The organism is Aquamicrobium sp., assembly GCF_023954335.1.
Classification (GTDB): domain Bacteria; phylum Pseudomonadota; class Alphaproteobacteria; order Rhizobiales; family Rhizobiaceae; genus Aerobium.
Map to the genome: position 1 here is coordinate 152,026 of NZ_JAMLIE010000003.1, position 16,879 is coordinate 168,904.

Below are 16,879 nucleotides of genomic sequence, written 5' to 3' on the forward strand. Positions count from 1 at the left end.
GCCCCCGAGCCTTCGGACGGACCCTTCGCCGGCGGAGGGCCCGTCTTCGCCATGGAAGCCGGCGATGCTGAAAGCCGGGGTATCGAGGGCCGGTCGCCACCGACCCGAGCGGAGTTGAGATGGCCGAGACGCTACAACCCGACCCGTCCCTCATCGGCGGCGTGCCCGAGGCGCCGCTGGCGCTCCTCCCCGATCCGGTCGGGCTTTTCCAGACCCGCAGGAAGCGCTTCGCCTTTCTCGCCGAGACCAGCGAGCTCGCCCCGTACCTCACGTTCCTCGCCGGGCTTTCCGCGCTTCAGGCGCGGCTCGCCGTCACCCTGCCGCCCGTGACCCCGCCGTCGCCCGAACGGCTGCGCACCGCGGCGGCCGGCGCGATGCCGCCCATCGACCGGGCCGCACTGGCGGACGATCCGGCGCTCACTGCGACGCTCGCAGCGCTGTGCGAGGGCGCGGCCGCGCTCGCCATGCCCGAGCCGGCGCGCCTCGCGCTCTCGGCAGTGCAGGCGGCGGGCGAGGCCGACCGGCGCTGGCTGCTCGGCAACATCCTCGCCGACGTCGTGCCGCAGGACAGCATCGCGCCGCATCTCTTCGCGGCGGCGGCGGTGCAGGTCCATCTGGCGCGGCTCGCCGCCACGCTCGATGCAGGAAAGCTGGTTCCCGTAGGGGTCGGCGCCTGCCCCGCCTGCGGCGGCCGGCCCGTCACCTCCTCGGTGATGAGCGCGCCGGGGATCGAGAGCGTCCGCTACGCCGCCTGCGCCTGCTGCGCGACGCAGTGGAACGAGGTGCGGGTCAAGTGCCTCGCCTGCGGTTCGACCAAGGGCATCAGCTACCGCTCGGCCGAAACCCACGACGCCACCGTCAAGGCCGAGACCTGCCGGGAATGCTCCTCCTGGGTCAAGATCTTCTACCGGGTCAGGAACCCCAGCCTCGACCCGGTCGTCGACGATGTCGGCAGCCTCGGCCTCGACATGCTGATGAAGGACACCGGGTTTCGCCGCGCGGGTTTCAACCCGTTCCTCGTGGGGTACTGATGCAGGGTTTCCGTGTCCTGCCGTCCGTCGACCAGTTCCTTGTCGCCGATACGGGCAAGGCGCTGGTCGAGCGGCATGGGCGGACGGCGGTGCTCGCCGCCGTCAGGGCCCGGCTCGAGGCGATGCGCGCCGCGATCCGCGCCGGCGAGGACGGCGGTGCGCTGGCGGCACGGCTGCCCGATCTCGTCGCCGGCGATCTCGACGCCGCCGCGCGCTCCGCCCTGCGTCCCGTGCTCAATCTCTCGGGCACCGTGCTGCACACCAATCTCGGCCGCGCCATCCTCGCCGAGGCGGCGATCAAGGCCGCGACAGAGGCGATGGCCAACCCGCTGGCGCTGGAGTTCGACCTCGACGGCGGCGGGCGCGGCCAGCGCGACGATCATCTGCGCGGGCTGCTGCGCGAGCTGACCGGAGCCGAGGACGCGACGATCGTCAACAACAACGCCGCCGCCGTGCTGATCGCGCTCAACACGCTGGCGCAGGGGCGCGAGGCCATCGTCTCGCGCGGCGAGCTGATCGAGATCGGCGGCGCCTTCCGCCTGCCCGACATCATGGCCCGCGCCGGCGCGCGCCTCGTCGAGGTCGGCACCACCAACCGCACCCATCCGCGCGACTACGAGGGCGCGATCGGCTCCGACACCGGCGTCATCCTCAAGGTCCATACCTCGAACTACCGCATCGAGGGCTTCACCGCCGAGGTGCCCGCGCCGCGACTGGCGCAGATCGCGGGCAAGGCAGGGGTGCCGCTTTTGAACGACCTCGGCTCCGGCTCGCTCGCCGATCTCGCGGCGTGGGGCCTGCGGCGCGAGCCCACAGTCGCCGAGGCGGTGGCCGAGGGCGCGGACCTCGTCACCTTCTCGGGCGACAAGCTGCTCGGCGGGCCGCAGGCGGGCTTCATCGTCGGGCGCAGGGATTTGATCGCCGCCATCGACAGGAACCCGCTCAAGCGGGCCGTCCGGCTCGACAAGATCCGCATCGCCGCGCTCGAGGCGACGCTGCGCCTCTACCGCGATCCCGACCGGCTGGCCGAGCGCCTGCCGACTCTGCGCCATCTCGCGCGCCCGCAAGCCGAGATCGCGGCGCAGGCGGCGCGGCTCGCGCCCCTCGTCGATGCGGCGCTGGCGCCGCACGGCTTCACCGCCGCGCCTTGCGACTGCGCCAGCCAGATCGGGTCGGGCGCGCTGCCCGTCGACACGATCCCGAGCGCGGGCCTGCGACTGACGACCGCCGCGGGTCCGGGAGCCGGCGGCGACGCGCCGGACAGGCTTGCGGCACGGCTGCGCGCGCTGCCGCAACCGGTGATCGGCCATATAGGCGGCGGGGCGCTGATCCTCGACCTGCGCTGCCTCGACAGGGACGCGGACCTTCTCGACGCGCTCGCCGCGCTATGATCGTCGGCACGGCCGGGCATATCGACCACGGCAAGACGGCGCTGGTGAAGGCGCTGACCGGCACCGACGCCGACCGCCTCGCCGAGGAGAAGGCGCGCGGCATCACCATCGACCTCGGCTTCGCCTATGCCGATCTCGGCGGCGGCGCCGTCACCGGCTTCGTCGACGTGCCGGGGCACGAGCGGCTGATCCACACCATGCTGGCCGGCGCGGGCGGCATCGACTTCGCGCTGCTGGTGGTCGCCGCCGACGACGGGGTGATGCCGCAGACGCGCGAGCATCTGGCGATCCTCGATCTTCTCGGCATCGGGCGCGGCATCGTCGCCCTGACCAAGGCCGATCTCGCCGGGTCCGAACGTCGCGCCGAGGTGACGGAGCAAATCTGCGCCGCGCTGGCGGCGACCGGCCTGTGCGACGCCCCGATGATCGCGGTCTCGTCGCTGACCGGCGAGGGGATGGAGGAACTGCGCGCCGCCCTGATCGCCGCCGAGGCCGCGACGGTGCAGCCCGAGACGGCGGGGCCGCTCCGCTTCGCCGTCGACCGCAGCTTCACCCTCGCCGGCGCGGGCACCGTGGTCACGGGCATGGTGCTTGCCGGGAGGGTGGCGGTGGACGACATCGTCACCGTCAGCCCCTCCGGCCTGACGGCGCGGGTGCGTGGCCTCCACGCGCAGAACCGCAAGGCTCGCGAGGGCCGGGCCGGGCAGCGCTGCGCGCTCAACCTTGCCGGCGACGGCGTCACCAGAGAGGCGATCCATCGGGGCGACATGGTGCTGGCTCCTGCCCTTCATGCGCCCACCGACCGGATCGACGCCGAGCTCGACGTGCTTGCCTCCGAGCCGAGGCCGGTCGGCACATGGTTTCCGGCGCGGTTGCACAGCCATGCGGTCGAGGTCGGCGCGCGGATCGTGCCGCTCGGGGAGCAGCCAGCGCCGGGCGGACGCGGCTTCGTGCAGCTCGTGCTCGACCGCCCCATTGCCGCGACGGTCGGCGACCGCTTCATCCTGCGCGACACCTCGGCCAGCCGCACCATCGGCGGCGGCCGGTTCCTCGATTTGCGGCCCCCGGCGCGCAAGCGCCGCACGCCCGAGCGTCTCGCCTCGCTCGCCGCGGCGCGTGCCGCCGATCCGGCCGGGGCGCTCGCCGGGCTGTCGGCGGTCGGGCCGGTGGAGCTGCCGGCCTTCCTGCGCGACCGTGGCCTGGACGCCGAGGCAGGGCCGGCGCTCGTCGCCGGCGCGGAGGTCGAGACCGTCGGCCAGCTCGCGCTGTCGCGGCCCACCCTCTGCGCGCTGCGCGCCGGGCTCGTCGCGACGCTGGAAGCCTTCCACGCCGACAACCCCGACCATGCCGGGATCGGCCGCGAGAAACTGCGCCTTTCCCTGTCGCCGCGCCTGCCGAAGGAGGCGTTCGCGACCTTCCTGCGCGGCGAGGCCACAGCCGGCCGCGCGGTGCTCGACGGCTCCTTCGTCCGCCTGCCCGGCCACGAGGTGAAGCTTTCGCCCGCGGACGAGGCGCTCTGGCATCGCATCCTGCCCCGGCTCTCGGGCGAGGAGCGGTTCCGCACGCCGCGCGTGCGCGACCTCGCCGACGAGCTCGGCGCGGACGAGCGCGAGGTGCGGCGCGTGCTGCGGCTGACGCAGAAGCTCGGGCGGACCGACCAGATCCGGCACGATCATTTCTTCACCCGCCAGACCACGCGCGAGATGGTGGCGATCATCGAGGCCGTCGCGGCGGCGGGCGAAGGCGGCTGGTTCACCGCCCCGGCCTTTCGCGACCGGGTGCAGAACGGCCGCAAGGTCGCCATCGAGATCCTTGAATTCTTCGACCGGCTCGGCGTGACCTTGCGCCGCGGCGACCTGCGCCGCATAAATCCGCATCGCGCCGACCTGTTCGGAGCCGGTGAATAGGAAGGGAATCATGCCCGGTGGCATGGCCGGACTTCAAATCCGGTTGGGGCAGCGAGCCTGTCCCGGGTGGGTTCGACTCCCACTCCTTTCCGCCAGTCGCCGCGGCCCTCCGCAGGGGTCGCCATCATCGAGGGAGGTGCCCCGCATGCTGCGCCGGATCGTCTTTTGCCTGCTGCTCGCCATGCCGTCCGCGGCCGGGGCGCAGATCGCGCCGTCGCCGGCCGAGATCGCCGCCTATCGGGACCTTCACAAGGCCGCCCACGCGGGCGACGCCGAGGAGGTCCGCCGCCTCGCCGCCGCCGGCGCGGATGTGAACGCGCGCGACGGGCACGGCCGCACGCCGGCCCATGTCGCCGCCTTCGCCTCCCATGACGCGGCGCTGCGGGCGCTGGCCGAGGCGGGCGCGGACATGAACGCGCTGGACAGCCAGGCCTACGACGTCGTCACCATCGCCGCCGTCGCCGACGATCCGGAGCTGATGTCGCTCGCCATCGACCTCGGCAACGATGCCGGGCTGACGACGAGCCCCTATCGCGGCACCGCCCTGATCGCCGCGGCGCATCTCGGCCGGGTCGAGGTCGTTCGCCGGCTGGTCGCGGCCGGCGCGCCGCTCGATCACGTCAACAATCTCGGCTGGACCGCGCTCATGGAAACCGTGGTCCTGGGCGACGGCGGCGGCGATCACCGGCAGGTGGTGGGGCTGCTGCTCGAAGCCGGCGCGGACCGGACCATCGGCGACCGCGACGGGGTGCTTCCCCTCGCCCATGCCCGCGCACGCGGCTATTCGGAAATCGCGGCCCTGCTGGAAAGCGGCGGCTGAAGCCGGGACTCTACGAGACGAGCACGAGCTTGCGGTCCGCCGTGTCCGGCCGGGCGGATTTGTGCCGCGCCTTGTCGGCGTAGAGGCGCCTGTCGGCGAGCGACAGCAGGTCGACGCCCGCCGAGCGGGCCTCGGTCTCGGCAGCGGCGCCGATGCTCGCGGAAAGGACGACGCGCCCGGCGCCCGGCAGCTCGACCGGCGTCGCGGCGATGCGGGCCCGGATCGCCGCCGTGATTTCCCCGGCCTGGTCGATGGTCGTCTCGGGCAGCAGGATGCAGAATTCGTCGCCGCCGAGGCGCGCCACCACGGCGTTGCCGCCCGCGCATGCGCGCAGCAGCCCGCCGAAGGCGCCGAGGGCCCGGTCACCCGCGCCGTGCCCGAACCTGTCGTTGAGCGCCTTGAAGTCGTTCAAGTCGGCGAGGATCACGCAATGGCAAAGGCCGGTCGCCTCGCTCCTGCGCCGGGCCGCCTCCAGCCCGGCATTGAACGCGCGGCGGTTGGCGAGGCCGGTCAGCTCGTCGGTCTGCGACAGCCGGCTCAAATTCTGGACGAGCTTGTCGATGGTCATCATCGCAAAGCCGAGGTTCCACACCGTGGCGCTGAAAATGGTGCACAGGAGCGCGTAGGACGCCAGCGAATAGTAGACCGGGAAATCGAGCGCGCCGGACAGGACCGCCCAGTTCGAGCCCACCACCATGAGCTGGCCTAACATCGCCACCGCGAAGGCGGTCAGGGCGATGGCCGTGCCGATGCCGGGGATACGGTTGCGCAGGAGGTGGACGATGCAGACCAGCATCACCGTCGCCTGGCCGGCGGAATAGACCATCGCCCGCCCCCGGTCGTTGTCGTGCATCGCCACCATCGCCAGCGCGGCGAGCACCGTGAGGCCGACGGCCCGGAGCTGGCCTCCGTCCATGTTCCGGAAGCGCCGCAGGCCGATCCAGAACTGGGAGAAGCCGAAGATGATGATGACGTTGCCGACGATGGCGGGAACGAGCGAGCCCTCGTTGCCCTGGACGGAAAGCACGACGCCGCCGACCAGCGACAGCACGCAGGCAGCCAGCCAGTGCCGTGCGGCGCTGTGCGGGCGATAGGTGTAGGCGAAGCCGGCCCACACCACCGTCATGGTAAGGGAGATGAGAAAGATGACGATGTAGAGCGTCAGGAAATCGAGATGCGGCATGCCACCTTCTTTAGGCCAACATGGACACGGGCCGCCGGAGAAAGAAGGCGAAAAGCCGGCCGAATCGTGTCGCCGGCCCGCGCCAGGCCCGTCATTCTTGCCGGATGGTGAACGGAGGGTAACGGAAACCGGGTGATCCGGGCGGATGAAGGCGGCGCTTCGGCTTCCGGCGCATCGCCGGTCGATCCGGACTTGATTTGGTCACATCGAACGGTTCAGTTTCCGTGATCGTTCATCTGCGGGCAAAACTCTTCGCATGCGTCTTTCTCTCCTTCGCACCGGCCTCGTCCTCTCCACCGCTCTCGCCCTTCCCCTCCTCATTGCCTCGCCCGGCGCCGCCCAGCCGGCGGACAGCGCCGCCGCCGTCGCCGAGATGGAGGCGCTCTTCCAGCAGGGTGACGCCGCCCGCATCGATGCTGAGCTCTTCCCGCGGATGCAGGAGCTGCTTGCGCTGCTCGATCCCGCCGATCCGGCGAAAGGAGACCTGCTGGTCGAGCGGCTGATGGACGTCAAGGGCATGCTCGGCGACGGGGCAGCGCAGGACGAGCTCGCCGCGCTCTACGAGAAACGCGCCCGCGACGCGCATGGCGAGAACAGCGAGCCGCATCTGAAGGCGCGCATCCGCAGCGCCTTCAGCCTGATGCAGGCCGGACGCGGCGAGGAGGGCTATCCCCGGCTGCGCGAGGCGCTTCTCGCCAGCGCCCGCACGGACCATCACGTCTTCACCATCCGCCAGTACATGGAGGCGGCGAACCTCTTTCACGCCAACGGCATGAACGATCAGGCGACGCAGCTCTTCGCCGACGGCGCGCAGACGCAGGCCGCGCAGGCCGACATCAAGGAGCTGGCCGACTTCTACCTCGCCTATGCCCAGTTCCGCACGGCGGTGATCGACCCGCAGCAGCACTTCGTGCCGCTCTACACCACCGCCACCCATCTCTACGCGCGCCATTACGGCAACGAATCGCGCGAGCTGATCCATGCCAACGACAAGCTGGCGACGGCGATGGGCGACATCGGCCAGTACGGCACCGCCGTCAGCCTGATGCAGAGCAATTACGATCTCGCGCTCGACGTTCTCGGCCCCGACGACACCATCACATGGCGTCTGGCCAACAACCTCGCCGACGTGCTGCGCGGCCTCGGCGCGCCGTCGCGCGCGCTGGAATACGACCGCGTGGTGCTGGAGAACCGCATCCGCCACTACGGGCAGAACCATTTCAACACGCTGGTCAGCGCCAACAACAACGGCCAGAATTACCTCGACCTCGGCGACTGGGACAACGCGCGCAAGCTGTTCACGCTCTGCCGCGACATCGTCGTGGCCACGGCCGACGAGACCAACCTGCCGGTCATGGAGGCGTGGCTGGACTACACCGACCTCGTCTCGGGCGTGAAGCCGATGGACGAGGCCGCCGTCGCGCGCATGGATGCGCTGATCACGGATGCCGACTATCCGGCGATCCTCAGCCTCAAGGCGGCCAACCTGCTCGCCGATCACTTCGCGAAAGTCGGCGACGGCGAGCGGCGGATGAAGCATCTCGAGCAGGCCTACAATATCGCCGGCAGCGAGATGACCACCACCCATCCGCTGACCTTCGCCGGCCGCATCGCCATCGCCAACGCCAAGGCCGAGACGGACACGAAGGCGGCCGCGGCGGAGTTCGCGGCGATCGACAGCGAAATGCTCGCCTGGGTCTACCTGCAGGTGTTCTATGCCGGCAACCGCGACGTCGCCGACACCACCCGCGCGATGGCCGACGACATGCTCTACCATTACGGCCGACTCGCCGAGCTCGACGCGTCGGTGGTGCCCGCCTTCGCCGACGCGTCACGCCGCTGGCCCTCGCTCTCCACCGTCGATGCCGACAACCTCTTGAAGATCGAGCGGCTGATCGACGCCGACGACACCGAGAGCGCGGATCTCCTGCGGCAGGTCTCCCGCCAGTCGCGCATCGCGCGCGAGCTGTTCGCGTCGGGCGGCGAGCAGGACCTCGCCTTCACCTTCGTCGAGGCGCTTCGGGAACTGGAAGGCCGGCTGAACAGCCGCGTCGTCGAGCGCTATGAACTGACGCCGGATAAGCTTTCCGCGCCGCTGCCGGCCGCCGCCGACCTGCTGGCGCCGGGCGAGGTGCTCGTCCAGTATTTCATCACCCGCCAGTGGCGCAGTGACCGCGAGACGGCAGACCCGCTGGCCGACACCCGCCTCTACGCCATCGTCTCGCGCGCCGGCGCGGCGCCCGTGCTGCGCCATCTCGGCGACCCGCGGCAGATCGTTGCCGGCGGCACGACGACCCAAATGGCGTCGCTGCGCTCCACCCGCTCCTCCGGCGAGCGCGGCGCCGTGCCGCTGACCATCGCCCGCAGCACCTTCTCCGACCTTCACGAGCGCCTGATCGCGCCTCTGGCGGCCGATCTCGAAGGAGCCGGGACCGTGTTCGTGATCCCCGACGGGCAGCTCTTCGCGGTGCCGTTCTCGATGCTGTCCGACGCCGAGGGGCGGCTGCTGGAGGAGCGTTTCGAGATGCGCTTCCTGACGCGGCCGGAAGCCCTCTACCGGCCGTCTTCCGGCCAGACGCTGGCGGAGGGCGGCCGCGCCGTGCTCGCCGGCGGCATCGACTACAGCCGCGGCGACGAGCGCGGCGCGGAGCCGCTGCCCGGCACGCTGCGCGAGGTCGAGGCGATCGCCGGCATCCTGAAGAGCGACCGGCTTTCCATCGACACGCTGACGGCCGGCGAGGTCAGCGAGGCGGCGCTGCGCGAGCGGATGGAGGGCGCGACCATCGCGCATCTCGCCACCCACGGCGCCTATCGCAGCGCCCGGGCGGGCGGGGCCAGCGATGTCGACACGCTGTGGCAGAGCGAGGTGATCCTGTCGGGCTCAGGCGACCGGCACGCGATGGCGCGCGACGAGGCCGACGGGCGGCTCTACGCCTTCGAGCTGATGAGCTGGGACCTGAGGGCGCTGGAGCTGCTGGTCCTGTCGGCCTGCGAGACCGGGCGGGGCGAGGAAACCTTCGTCGGCGGCCTGCGCGGCCTGCCGACGGCTATCGACATCGCCGGCGCACGGCGCTCTCTGCTGACGCTGTGGCCGGTGGCCGACGACGGCACCGCCGAGTTCATGGTGCGCTACTACGAATATCTGATCGAAGGGCGGACCTGGTCCGAGGCGCTGCGCCAGACGCGGCGCGACGCCATCGGCGGCGAGCTTCCCGCAGCAAGCAGCCCGCTGGTCTGGGGCGCCTTCGTCCTGTTCGAGAACTGACCGCCGCCGCGCCGGGCGGCGCGGATCAGTGCGTCGACTTCTCCGCCGAACATTTGCGCACGTCCCGCGGCGTTTCGAAGAACAGCGCGCGGAACTCGCGGGAAAAATGCGACGCATCGGCAAAGCCGCAATTGAAGGCGATCTGCATCACGGAATAGGATGAGTTGAGCAGCAGCCAGCGCGCGTAGCGCAGGCGCAGATGCAAGAGGAAGGTCTTGGTGCTGAGCCCCGTCGCCTTGCGGAACAGGCGCCCGAGCTGCCGGTCGCTGACGCCGACATAGCGGGCCAGCGCGTCGATCGACGGCGGCGAGTCGAGGCGCTGCTCCATCAGATGCACGGCCTGGCGCACGCGCACGTCGTCGGTCTCCAGGAGCTCCGAGAAGAAATGCGGCTGCGGCAGCCGGGCCGGGCGCATCTGCTGCAGGAGCATGTGGCGCACGACCTGGCGCGCCCGGTGCTCGCCGCAGTGGCGCGAGATCAGGTAGGTGCCGAGGTCGATGGCCGCGGTCGAGCCGGCGCAGGTGATGAGGTCGCCCTCGTCGATGAAGAGATGGTCGGTGCGGGTGCGGACCGCGGGGAACTTCGCCCGGAACGCATCGAAGCTGTTCCAGTTGATGCAGACGGTACGCGCGCCGATCAACCCGGCCCGCGCGATCGTGAACGTGCCGTTGCACACCCCGATCAGGCAGACATTGGCGGCGCGGGCGGCGCGCAGATAATCGAGCAGGGCCGGCGACTGCGTTCTGGTGCTGAGGTTCCCGTTGCCGCCGCACACGGCGATGTAGTCGAAGCCGTGCGGGTCCTTCAGATCGTCGGGGTCGCCGATGACCGCTCCGCAGCTGGCGCGGCAAGGCAGGCCCTTCTCGGTCATGATCGACCATGAGGCATAGATCTGCCGGCTGCGGCCGCCGTCGTCGGCCGCGAGGCGCAAGGCCTCGACGAAACCGGCGAAGCCCGCCAGCGTGAACTGGTCGAGGAGGATGAATCCGACACGCAGCTTCCTTGCCCCGACAGCCTGCTCGCCAATCCCGTCGGCCCGGACCGGGCCTTCCTCCGAGCTTCGATGCAGGGTGCCGGACAGATCGCGATCGCCTGGGTCGGACGGGCGGATGCTTGTCATCGCCGGATGTTATCAAAGGCTGGAAGGGCGTCAACAACCGGCTTCACGCGGCAAAGACGACGGGGATCGCGAGCCGGCGCGCCTGCCCGCCATGTCGGAAATATCATAGTTTCTGGCCGTCTGTTTCCTATGAGGCCGCAAGGCCGCTTCGTAAATTCGCCGGGCAATAGTCCGGGAACACGTGCCAGACATGGCAAAGGAGAACAAAATGAGCAGATTCTTGCGGAATTCGACGGCCCTTGCGATCGTCGCGGGCGCCCTGTCGGCGACGCCGGCGGCAGCGGAGAAATCGGTCACGATCGGCCTGTTCGGCGGCAATTGGGGCGACGCCTTCACCGCCTGCATCATCGAGCCGTTCACCGCGGCGACCGGCATCACGGTCGTCCCCGAGATCGGCACCTCGACGGTCAACCTGTCGAAGGTCCAGCAGCAGGCCGGCGCGCAGGTGATCGATGCGTTCTGGATGGACGGCGGCGTCAGCGAGGTCGGCATGGCGGCCGGCGTGCTCGACCATCTCGACCCGGCGGCCATCCCCAACATCGCCAATCTCGTGCCGCAGGCCCTTTACAGCCACGAGGGCGAGAACCTCGCCGTCAGCACCGGCTACTACGCCTTCGGCATCGCCTACAACAGCGACGAGGTGAAGACGCCGCCGACCTCTTGGGCCGATCTGTGGAGCGCCGATTTCGCCAACGCGGTCACCTTCCCCGCGCCCGCGAACGCGCTCGGCATCCCCACCGTGTTCTTCCTCAGCCAGGTGATGAACGGCGGCGATTTCGACGCCACCTTCAAGCAGCTCGGCGAGCTGAAGGCGGCGTTGTTCTACGACAGCTCGGGCGCCGCGGCCAATGCCTTCCAGACAGGCGAAGCGGTGATCGGCGCCTTCAACAGCGCCCCGGCATGGGGGCTGAACGACCAGGGCCTGCCGCTCCAGTTCGTGGTGCCAAAGGAAGGCGCCTGGGGCGGCGACGTGCGCCTGCATCTCGTCAAGGGCGCGCCCAACAAGGAAGCGGCCGAACAGTTCATCGACTTCGCCCTCACCCCCGAGGCCTCCGCCTGCCTCGCGGCCAAACTCTATCTCGGCCCGTCGGTGAAGGGCGCCGAGGTGCCGGCCGAGGTCGCCGCCAAGCTGCCCTGGGCCGAGGGCGGCTCGGTCGACGACCTGACGATGCTGGACTGGTGGGAGATCAACAAGCAGCGCGCCGATCTCGTCGACCGGTGGAACCGGGAAGTCGGGAACTAGCCGTTCCGGCAGGCCCAAGCCAGCGAGTGGAATTCATGGTCGATACTCTTCTGTCGGTTCGAAACGTCCATAAGAAATTCGGCCAGCACGCGGCGCTGGCGGATATCGCCCTTGACGTCAGGCACGGCGAGTTCATCGCGATGCTCGGCCCGAGCGGTTGCGGCAAGACGACGCTTCTGCGCTCGATCGCCGGTTTCCTGACGCCCGACAGCGGCAGCATCGTCATAGCCGGGGAGGACGTCACGCGGCGTCCTCCCAATCGCCGTCCGCTCAACACCGTGTTCCAGAACTACGCGCTGTTCCCGCACATGCGCATCATCGACAACGTCGCCTACGGGCCGCGCCGCAAGGGCGAATCCCGGGCAAGGGCGCGCGCGCTGGCGCAGGAGGCCCTCGACCTCGTCGGCCTCGCCACGTTCGGCGAACGCTACCCGCAGGAGCTGTCCGGCGGCCAGCAGCAGCGCGTCGCCCTCGCCCGCGCGCTGGTCAACAAGCCGAAGCTGCTCCTGCTCGACGAGCCGCTGAGCGCGCTCGACCTCAAGCTGCGCAAGCAGATGCAGATCGAGCTCAAGCACCTTCAGGAAAAGCTCGGCATCGCCTTCGTCTTCGTCACCCACGACCAGGAGGAGGCACTGACCATGGCCGACCGGATCGTGGTGATGAATGCCGGCCGGATCGAGCAGATCGGCACCGGCGACGAGATCTACCGCCGGCCCGCCTCCCGCTTCGTCGCCGACTTCATCGGCGAGGCCAATTTCCTCGCCTGCGAGTGGACCGCCGACGGGCGGCTGAAGCCCGCCGTCGGCTCGCAGGCGCTGGAGGCGCAAGCGTGCGACCGCGCCCGGCGGCAGGTCGCGATGCTGCGCCCGGAGCAGATCCGCCTGCTCGACGCGCCGCTGCCCGGGCTGTCGACGGCGCGATTCCGGGTCGAGGACGTCATCGACATCGGCGCCCACACCACGGTGATCGTCAGCGGCAGCGACGCGCGGCTCACGATCCGCCTGCCCGGCGGCGCGCCCAAGCCCGTCCGGGGCGGCGACGTGCTGATCGGCTTCGACCCCGCCGACATCCGCGTCCTCGAGGAGTAGGCGCGCGATGGCTGCGACCCGACTGTCCCTCTTCCTCCTGCTGTTCGCGCCGCTGGCCTTCTTCGCGGCCTTCTTCCTCGCGCCGATGGGCGTGGTGCTCATCTCCAGCCTGACCAGCGCGCAGGAGACCGTGACCTTCGCCAACTACGCCCGCATCCTGTTCGACCAGTATCACTGGGACGTGCTGTGGCGCACGGCGCGGATCTCGCTGCTCACCACCGTCATCTGCATGATCGTCGGCTATCCGCTGGCCTATTTCCTCGTCCACGGCGTTTCCAGCCGCACGCTGCGGCGCACCTTCATCGTCCTTCTGGTGCTTCCGTTGTTCACCAGCAACATCGTGCGCTCGTTCGGCTGGATGGTGCTGCTCGGCCGGCGGGGCCTCGTCAATGAAAGCCTGACCGGGCTCGGGCTGATCGATTCGCCGTTCCGGTTCCTCGGCACCGAGGCGGGCGTGATCATCGGCCTCGTCTACATCAACATGCCGTTCATCGTCATCGCCGTCGGCAACGCGCTGGCCAAGATCGACCGGTCCTACACCGACGCCTCTTCCGATCTCGGCGCGAGCCGGTTCACCAGCTTCTGGACCATCACCTTCCCGCTCTCGCTGCCGGGTCTGACGGCGGGCGCGCTGCTGGTCTTCGCGCTGTCGGTCGGCGCCTATGTCACGCCCGCGGTGCTCGGCGGGGGCCAGGTCACGATGTTCTCGATGCTGATCTTCCAGCAATACACCTCCGTCTTCGATTTCAACTATGGCGGCGCGCTCAGCATCACGCTGCTGCTGCTGACGCTGGCGATGGTCTCGCTGTCCGGCATCGTCGGCAAGCCGCGGGGAGGCCGGTGATGGCGCGCTTCATCCTCGCCGCGTTCTCGATGCTGGTGCTGGTCTACCTGCTGGTGCCGCTCGTCATCATCGTCGGCGCGTCGCTGACGACCTCCGAGTTCCTCACCTTCCCGCCGCAGGGCCTGACCCTGAAATGGTACGAGCGCGTGCTGGCGGACCGCAGCTACATGGCGGCCTTCTCGATCAGCACCTGGCTCGCCCTTTCGGCCACGGTCATCGCCCTCCTGCTCGCCGTGCCGGCGACGCTGGCCATCGCCCGGTTTTCGTTCCGGGGCAAGGGCGCGGTCGAGGCCGTGCTGATGTCGCCGCTGATGATGCCCTATCTGGTACTGGGCGCCGCCCTCCTCCAGTACGGCAGCGCCATCGGCCTCGTGCGCAGCTTCCCGGCGCTGATGGTCGGGCATGTGGTCATCATCGTCCCGTTCATCGTCCGCTCGGTGCTGCCGCAGTTCTCCGCCGACCAGAAGGCGCTGGAGGAAGCCTCGCGCGACCTCGGCGCCGGGCCGTTCGCCACCTTCTTCCTCGTCACCCTGCCGCAGATACGCGGCGGCGCGATCAGCGGCGCAATCCTCGCCTTCATCACCTCGTGGATCAATGTCGAATTGAGCATCTTCAACGTCACCCCGGCGCTGACGACCATCCCCGTGAAGCTGTTCAACTACATCCAGTACACGGTCGACCCGACCATCGCGGCCGTCTCGGCGATCACCATCCTCGTCGCCGCGATCCTCCTCATCATCATCGATGCCGTCTTCGGGCTCGACGTGATCCAGACCAAGAAATAGACCTTCGTGGAGACAAAGAATGCGCATTGAGGATACCTATGACGTGCTCTACACCCATACGGAGGGCGAGCCGCTGTGCATCGTCCACAGCGGGATCCCCTATCCCGCCGGCACGTCGATCCTTGAAAAGAAGCAGTTCCTAGAAACCCATTACGACTGGCTGCGCCTTGCGCTGATGCGCGAGCCGCGCGGGCACAAGGACATGGTCGGCGTGTTCCTGACGCCGCCCTCCTCCCCGGAGTTCGACGCCGGCCTGATCTACATGGACGCCACCCAGTACCAGTACATGTGCGGCCATGGCACCATCGCGGTCGGCATGGCGATGGTGGCGCGCGGCATGGTGCGGCGGGGCGATGGCCCGCTGACCACGATCCGGTTCGAGACGCTGGCCGGCCGCGTCACCGCCGAGGTCGCGTCGCAGGACGGGCAGGTGCTGTGGACCCGCTTCGAGAACGTGCCCTCCTATGTCGCCGCGCGCGACATCGAGGTCGAGGTTCCCGACCTCGGGAGGCTCAACGTCGACGTGGTGTGGGGCGGCAACTATTTCGGCGTGGTCGACCTGCGCGGCACCAATCTGCGGATCGCGCCCGAGAACGGCAAGGTTCTGTCGCATTACGGCCTGCTGGTGCGCGAGCAGCTCCAGAAGAAGGTCCAGCCCCGGCACCCGCTGGAGGCGCATGTGCGCGACGTCGGCTTCGTCACCTTCTGGCACGAGCCGGACAGGGAAGGCGCGTTCTACAAGAACGTCCACGTGTTCGGCGAGGGCCAGCTCGACCGCGCCCCCGGCGGCACGGCGATGAGCGGCATGTTGGCGCTTTTCGAGGCACGCGGCGAGCTCGGCCTCAACCAGCCGATCCAGGCCGAGGGGCTTCTCGGCAGCGGCACCTACGAGGGCGAGCTGCTCGGCCATGTCGACCTAAACGGCGTGCGCGCCCTGCGGCCCACGGTCAAGGGCAAGGCCGGCCTTCTCGGCGGCGCCCGCTGGACGTTCAACCGCGCCGACCCGCTCGACGGCGGCTTCGTCGTCGCCTAGCCCTCCAGCCCTCGTCAGGCCGTGTCGCGGACGCACAGGGACGGCGGGATCAGCCGCCGGACGGGAAGCGAGGCGTGGTCGTCGATGCGCTCGATCAGCACCGAGATCGCCTCGGCGGACATGCGCTCGACATTCTGGTCGACCGTGGTCAGCGCGTAGCTCGGCCAGGCCGCCGCGGAGATGTTGTCGACGCCGACGACGGCAAGGTCGCGCGGCGTCTCCAGCCCGAACTCGCTGCGCGCCACGTCGAGGACCGCCAGCGCCATTACGTCGTTGGCGCAGAAGATCGCGTCCGGCCGCTGCGGCCGCGACAGGATGCGCCGTGCCGCGTCGAGGGCGTCGTTGTAGGCGTAGTTTCCGCTCTCGCGCGCGACGGGGGCGAGGCCGTGGGCCGCCAGCGCGCGCGTCAGGCCGAGCTCCCTGTCGCGCGAGCTCGACGTGTTCTCCAGCCCGGCGATGAAGGCGATGGCCCTGCGTCCCGCCGCCAGCAGGTGCTCGGCCGCCATGCGCCCGGCCATGACGTTGTCGCAGGCGACGCTGCTCGCTTCGCCGCTGTCGGTGTAGCGGTTGACGAGCACGACCGGCCGGCCGGCCTTGGCGCATTCGCGCGCCATGGTGGACGACAGCGTGGCCGCGGCGATGACGACGCCGTCGACCTGATAGGACAGGACCTTCGGGATCAATTCGTCGAGATGGCGCGCGTCGCGGCAGCAGAACAGCAGCGGCGAGAAATCGCGGTCCTGCAAATGCCGGCTCAGCGCCTCCAGCGCGCCGGCATAGAACGGGTTGAGGACGTCCGAGATCACCAGCCCGACGATGCCGGAGCGGCGGGTGATCAGCGTGCGCGCCAGCATGTTCGGGCGATAGCCCAGCGCCTCGGCCGCGCGCATCACCTTCTCGCGCGTCGCCGGCGAGACGCTGGCGCCCTTGGTGAAGGTGCGCGACACTGCCGAGCGGGACACGCCGGCAAGCGCCGCCACGTCGATCGAGCGCGGCGGGTCGACCTTTCGCCCGGTCTTCTTCTGCATCTCCACTCCCTGCCCGGTTCGGCATCCTGTTACCAGATTTGCGCCCCGAAGGGCCAGAGCCGAACGCCGTTTCGAGCCTGCCGGCCGCCGTCGCCGCGGGCGCCTCCTCCGATGTCGGGTTGACAGGCGAGGTGCTGCGGC

The 16,879-nt window shown here is 69.8% G+C and carries 13 protein-coding genes and 1 tRNA gene; 11 read left to right on the forward strand and 3 right to left on the reverse strand.

Annotated elements, in window-relative coordinates; genetic code table 11:
- The first annotated feature begins 119 nt into the window (after window positions 1–119).
- The 5 genes from fdhE (at window position 120) to M9945_RS18175 (ending at window position 5,149) form a co-directional block, all read left to right on the forward strand.
- Entirely contained in the window at window positions 120–1,031 is a 912-nt protein-coding gene (gene fdhE / locus M9945_RS18155; RefSeq protein WP_367945693.1) for a formate dehydrogenase accessory protein FdhE, read from the forward strand.
- The gene (selA, locus tag M9945_RS18160; protein ID WP_367945694.1) at window positions 1,031–2,422 is read left to right on the forward strand and encodes an L-seryl-tRNA(Sec) selenium transferase; all 1,392 of its coding nucleotides are present in this window, start codon (window positions 1,031–1,033) and stop codon (window positions 2,420–2,422) included. The genes fdhE and selA overlap by 1 nt, the downstream gene beginning before the upstream one ends.
- Window positions 2,419–4,329 (forward strand): selenocysteine-specific translation elongation factor, encoded by a 1,911-nt coding sequence (gene selB, locus M9945_RS18165; RefSeq protein ID WP_367945695.1) that lies wholly within the window; start codon window positions 2,419–2,421, stop codon window positions 4,327–4,329. The genes selA and selB overlap by 4 nt, the downstream gene beginning before the upstream one ends.
- A tRNA-Sec gene (locus M9945_RS18170) sits at window positions 4,329–4,424 on the forward strand. Before selB ends, M9945_RS18170 begins: the two co-directional genes overlap by 1 nt.
- A 50-nt stretch (window positions 4,425–4,474) precedes the next feature.
- Window positions 4,475–5,149 (forward strand): ankyrin repeat domain-containing protein, encoded by a 675-nt coding sequence (locus M9945_RS18175; protein WP_367945696.1) that lies wholly within the window; start codon window positions 4,475–4,477, stop codon window positions 5,147–5,149.
- Window positions 5,150–5,159: 10 nt separating this feature from the next.
- Here M9945_RS18175 and M9945_RS18180 read toward each other — a convergent pair whose 3' ends face one another.
- The gene (locus tag M9945_RS18180; RefSeq protein ID WP_367945697.1) at window positions 5,160–6,332 is read right to left on the reverse strand and encodes a GGDEF domain-containing protein; all 1,173 of its coding nucleotides are present in this window, start codon (window positions 6,330–6,332) and stop codon (window positions 5,160–5,162) included.
- A gap of 256 nt (window positions 6,333–6,588) precedes the next feature.
- Here M9945_RS18180 and M9945_RS18185 point away from each other — a divergent pair, with 256 nt between their 5' ends.
- On the forward strand, window positions 6,589–9,597 hold the full coding sequence (locus M9945_RS18185) for a CHAT domain-containing protein (RefSeq protein WP_367945698.1): 3,009 nt from the start codon (window positions 6,589–6,591) through the stop codon (window positions 9,595–9,597).
- A gap of 25 nt (window positions 9,598–9,622) precedes the next feature.
- Here M9945_RS18185 and M9945_RS18190 read toward each other — a convergent pair whose 3' ends face one another.
- Entirely contained in the window at window positions 9,623–10,717 is a 1,095-nt protein-coding gene (locus tag M9945_RS18190) for a GlxA family transcriptional regulator (RefSeq protein ID WP_367945699.1), read from the reverse strand.
- 208 nt (window positions 10,718–10,925) lie between these two features.
- On the opposite strand from M9945_RS18190, the gene M9945_RS18195 reads away from it, so the two are divergent.
- Genes M9945_RS18195 through M9945_RS18215 form a run of 5 tightly spaced genes read left to right on the forward strand, consistent with a single transcriptional unit; the run spans window position 10,926 to window position 15,710 of the window.
- The gene (locus M9945_RS18195) at window positions 10,926–11,960 is read left to right on the forward strand and encodes an ABC transporter substrate-binding protein (protein WP_367945700.1); all 1,035 of its coding nucleotides are present in this window, start codon (window positions 10,926–10,928) and stop codon (window positions 11,958–11,960) included.
- Window positions 11,961–11,995: 35 nt separating this feature from the next.
- Window positions 11,996–13,048: an ABC transporter ATP-binding protein gene (locus M9945_RS18200; protein WP_367945701.1), complete on the forward strand. Its 1,053-nt coding sequence runs from the start codon at window positions 11,996–11,998 to the stop codon at window positions 13,046–13,048.
- A 7-nt stretch (window positions 13,049–13,055) separates the two neighbouring features.
- On the forward strand, window positions 13,056–13,892 hold the full coding sequence (locus M9945_RS18205) for an ABC transporter permease (protein ID WP_367945702.1): 837 nt from the start codon (window positions 13,056–13,058) through the stop codon (window positions 13,890–13,892).
- Window positions 13,892–14,677, forward strand: coding sequence for an ABC transporter permease (locus M9945_RS18210; protein ID WP_367945703.1), 786 nt, complete (start codon window positions 13,892–13,894; stop codon window positions 14,675–14,677). The genes M9945_RS18205 and M9945_RS18210 overlap by 1 nt, the downstream gene beginning before the upstream one ends.
- A 19-nt stretch (window positions 14,678–14,696) precedes the next feature.
- On the forward strand, window positions 14,697–15,710 hold the full coding sequence (locus M9945_RS18215; protein ID WP_367945704.1) for a proline racemase family protein: 1,014 nt from the start codon (window positions 14,697–14,699) through the stop codon (window positions 15,708–15,710).
- 14 nt (window positions 15,711–15,724) lie between these two features.
- On the opposite strand, the gene M9945_RS18220 is transcribed toward M9945_RS18215, so the two are convergent.
- A complete protein-coding gene (locus M9945_RS18220) occupies window positions 15,725–16,738 on the reverse strand; it encodes a LacI family DNA-binding transcriptional regulator (protein WP_367929591.1) in 1,014 nt (337 codons plus the stop codon).
- Window positions 16,739–16,879 lie beyond the last annotated feature (141 nt).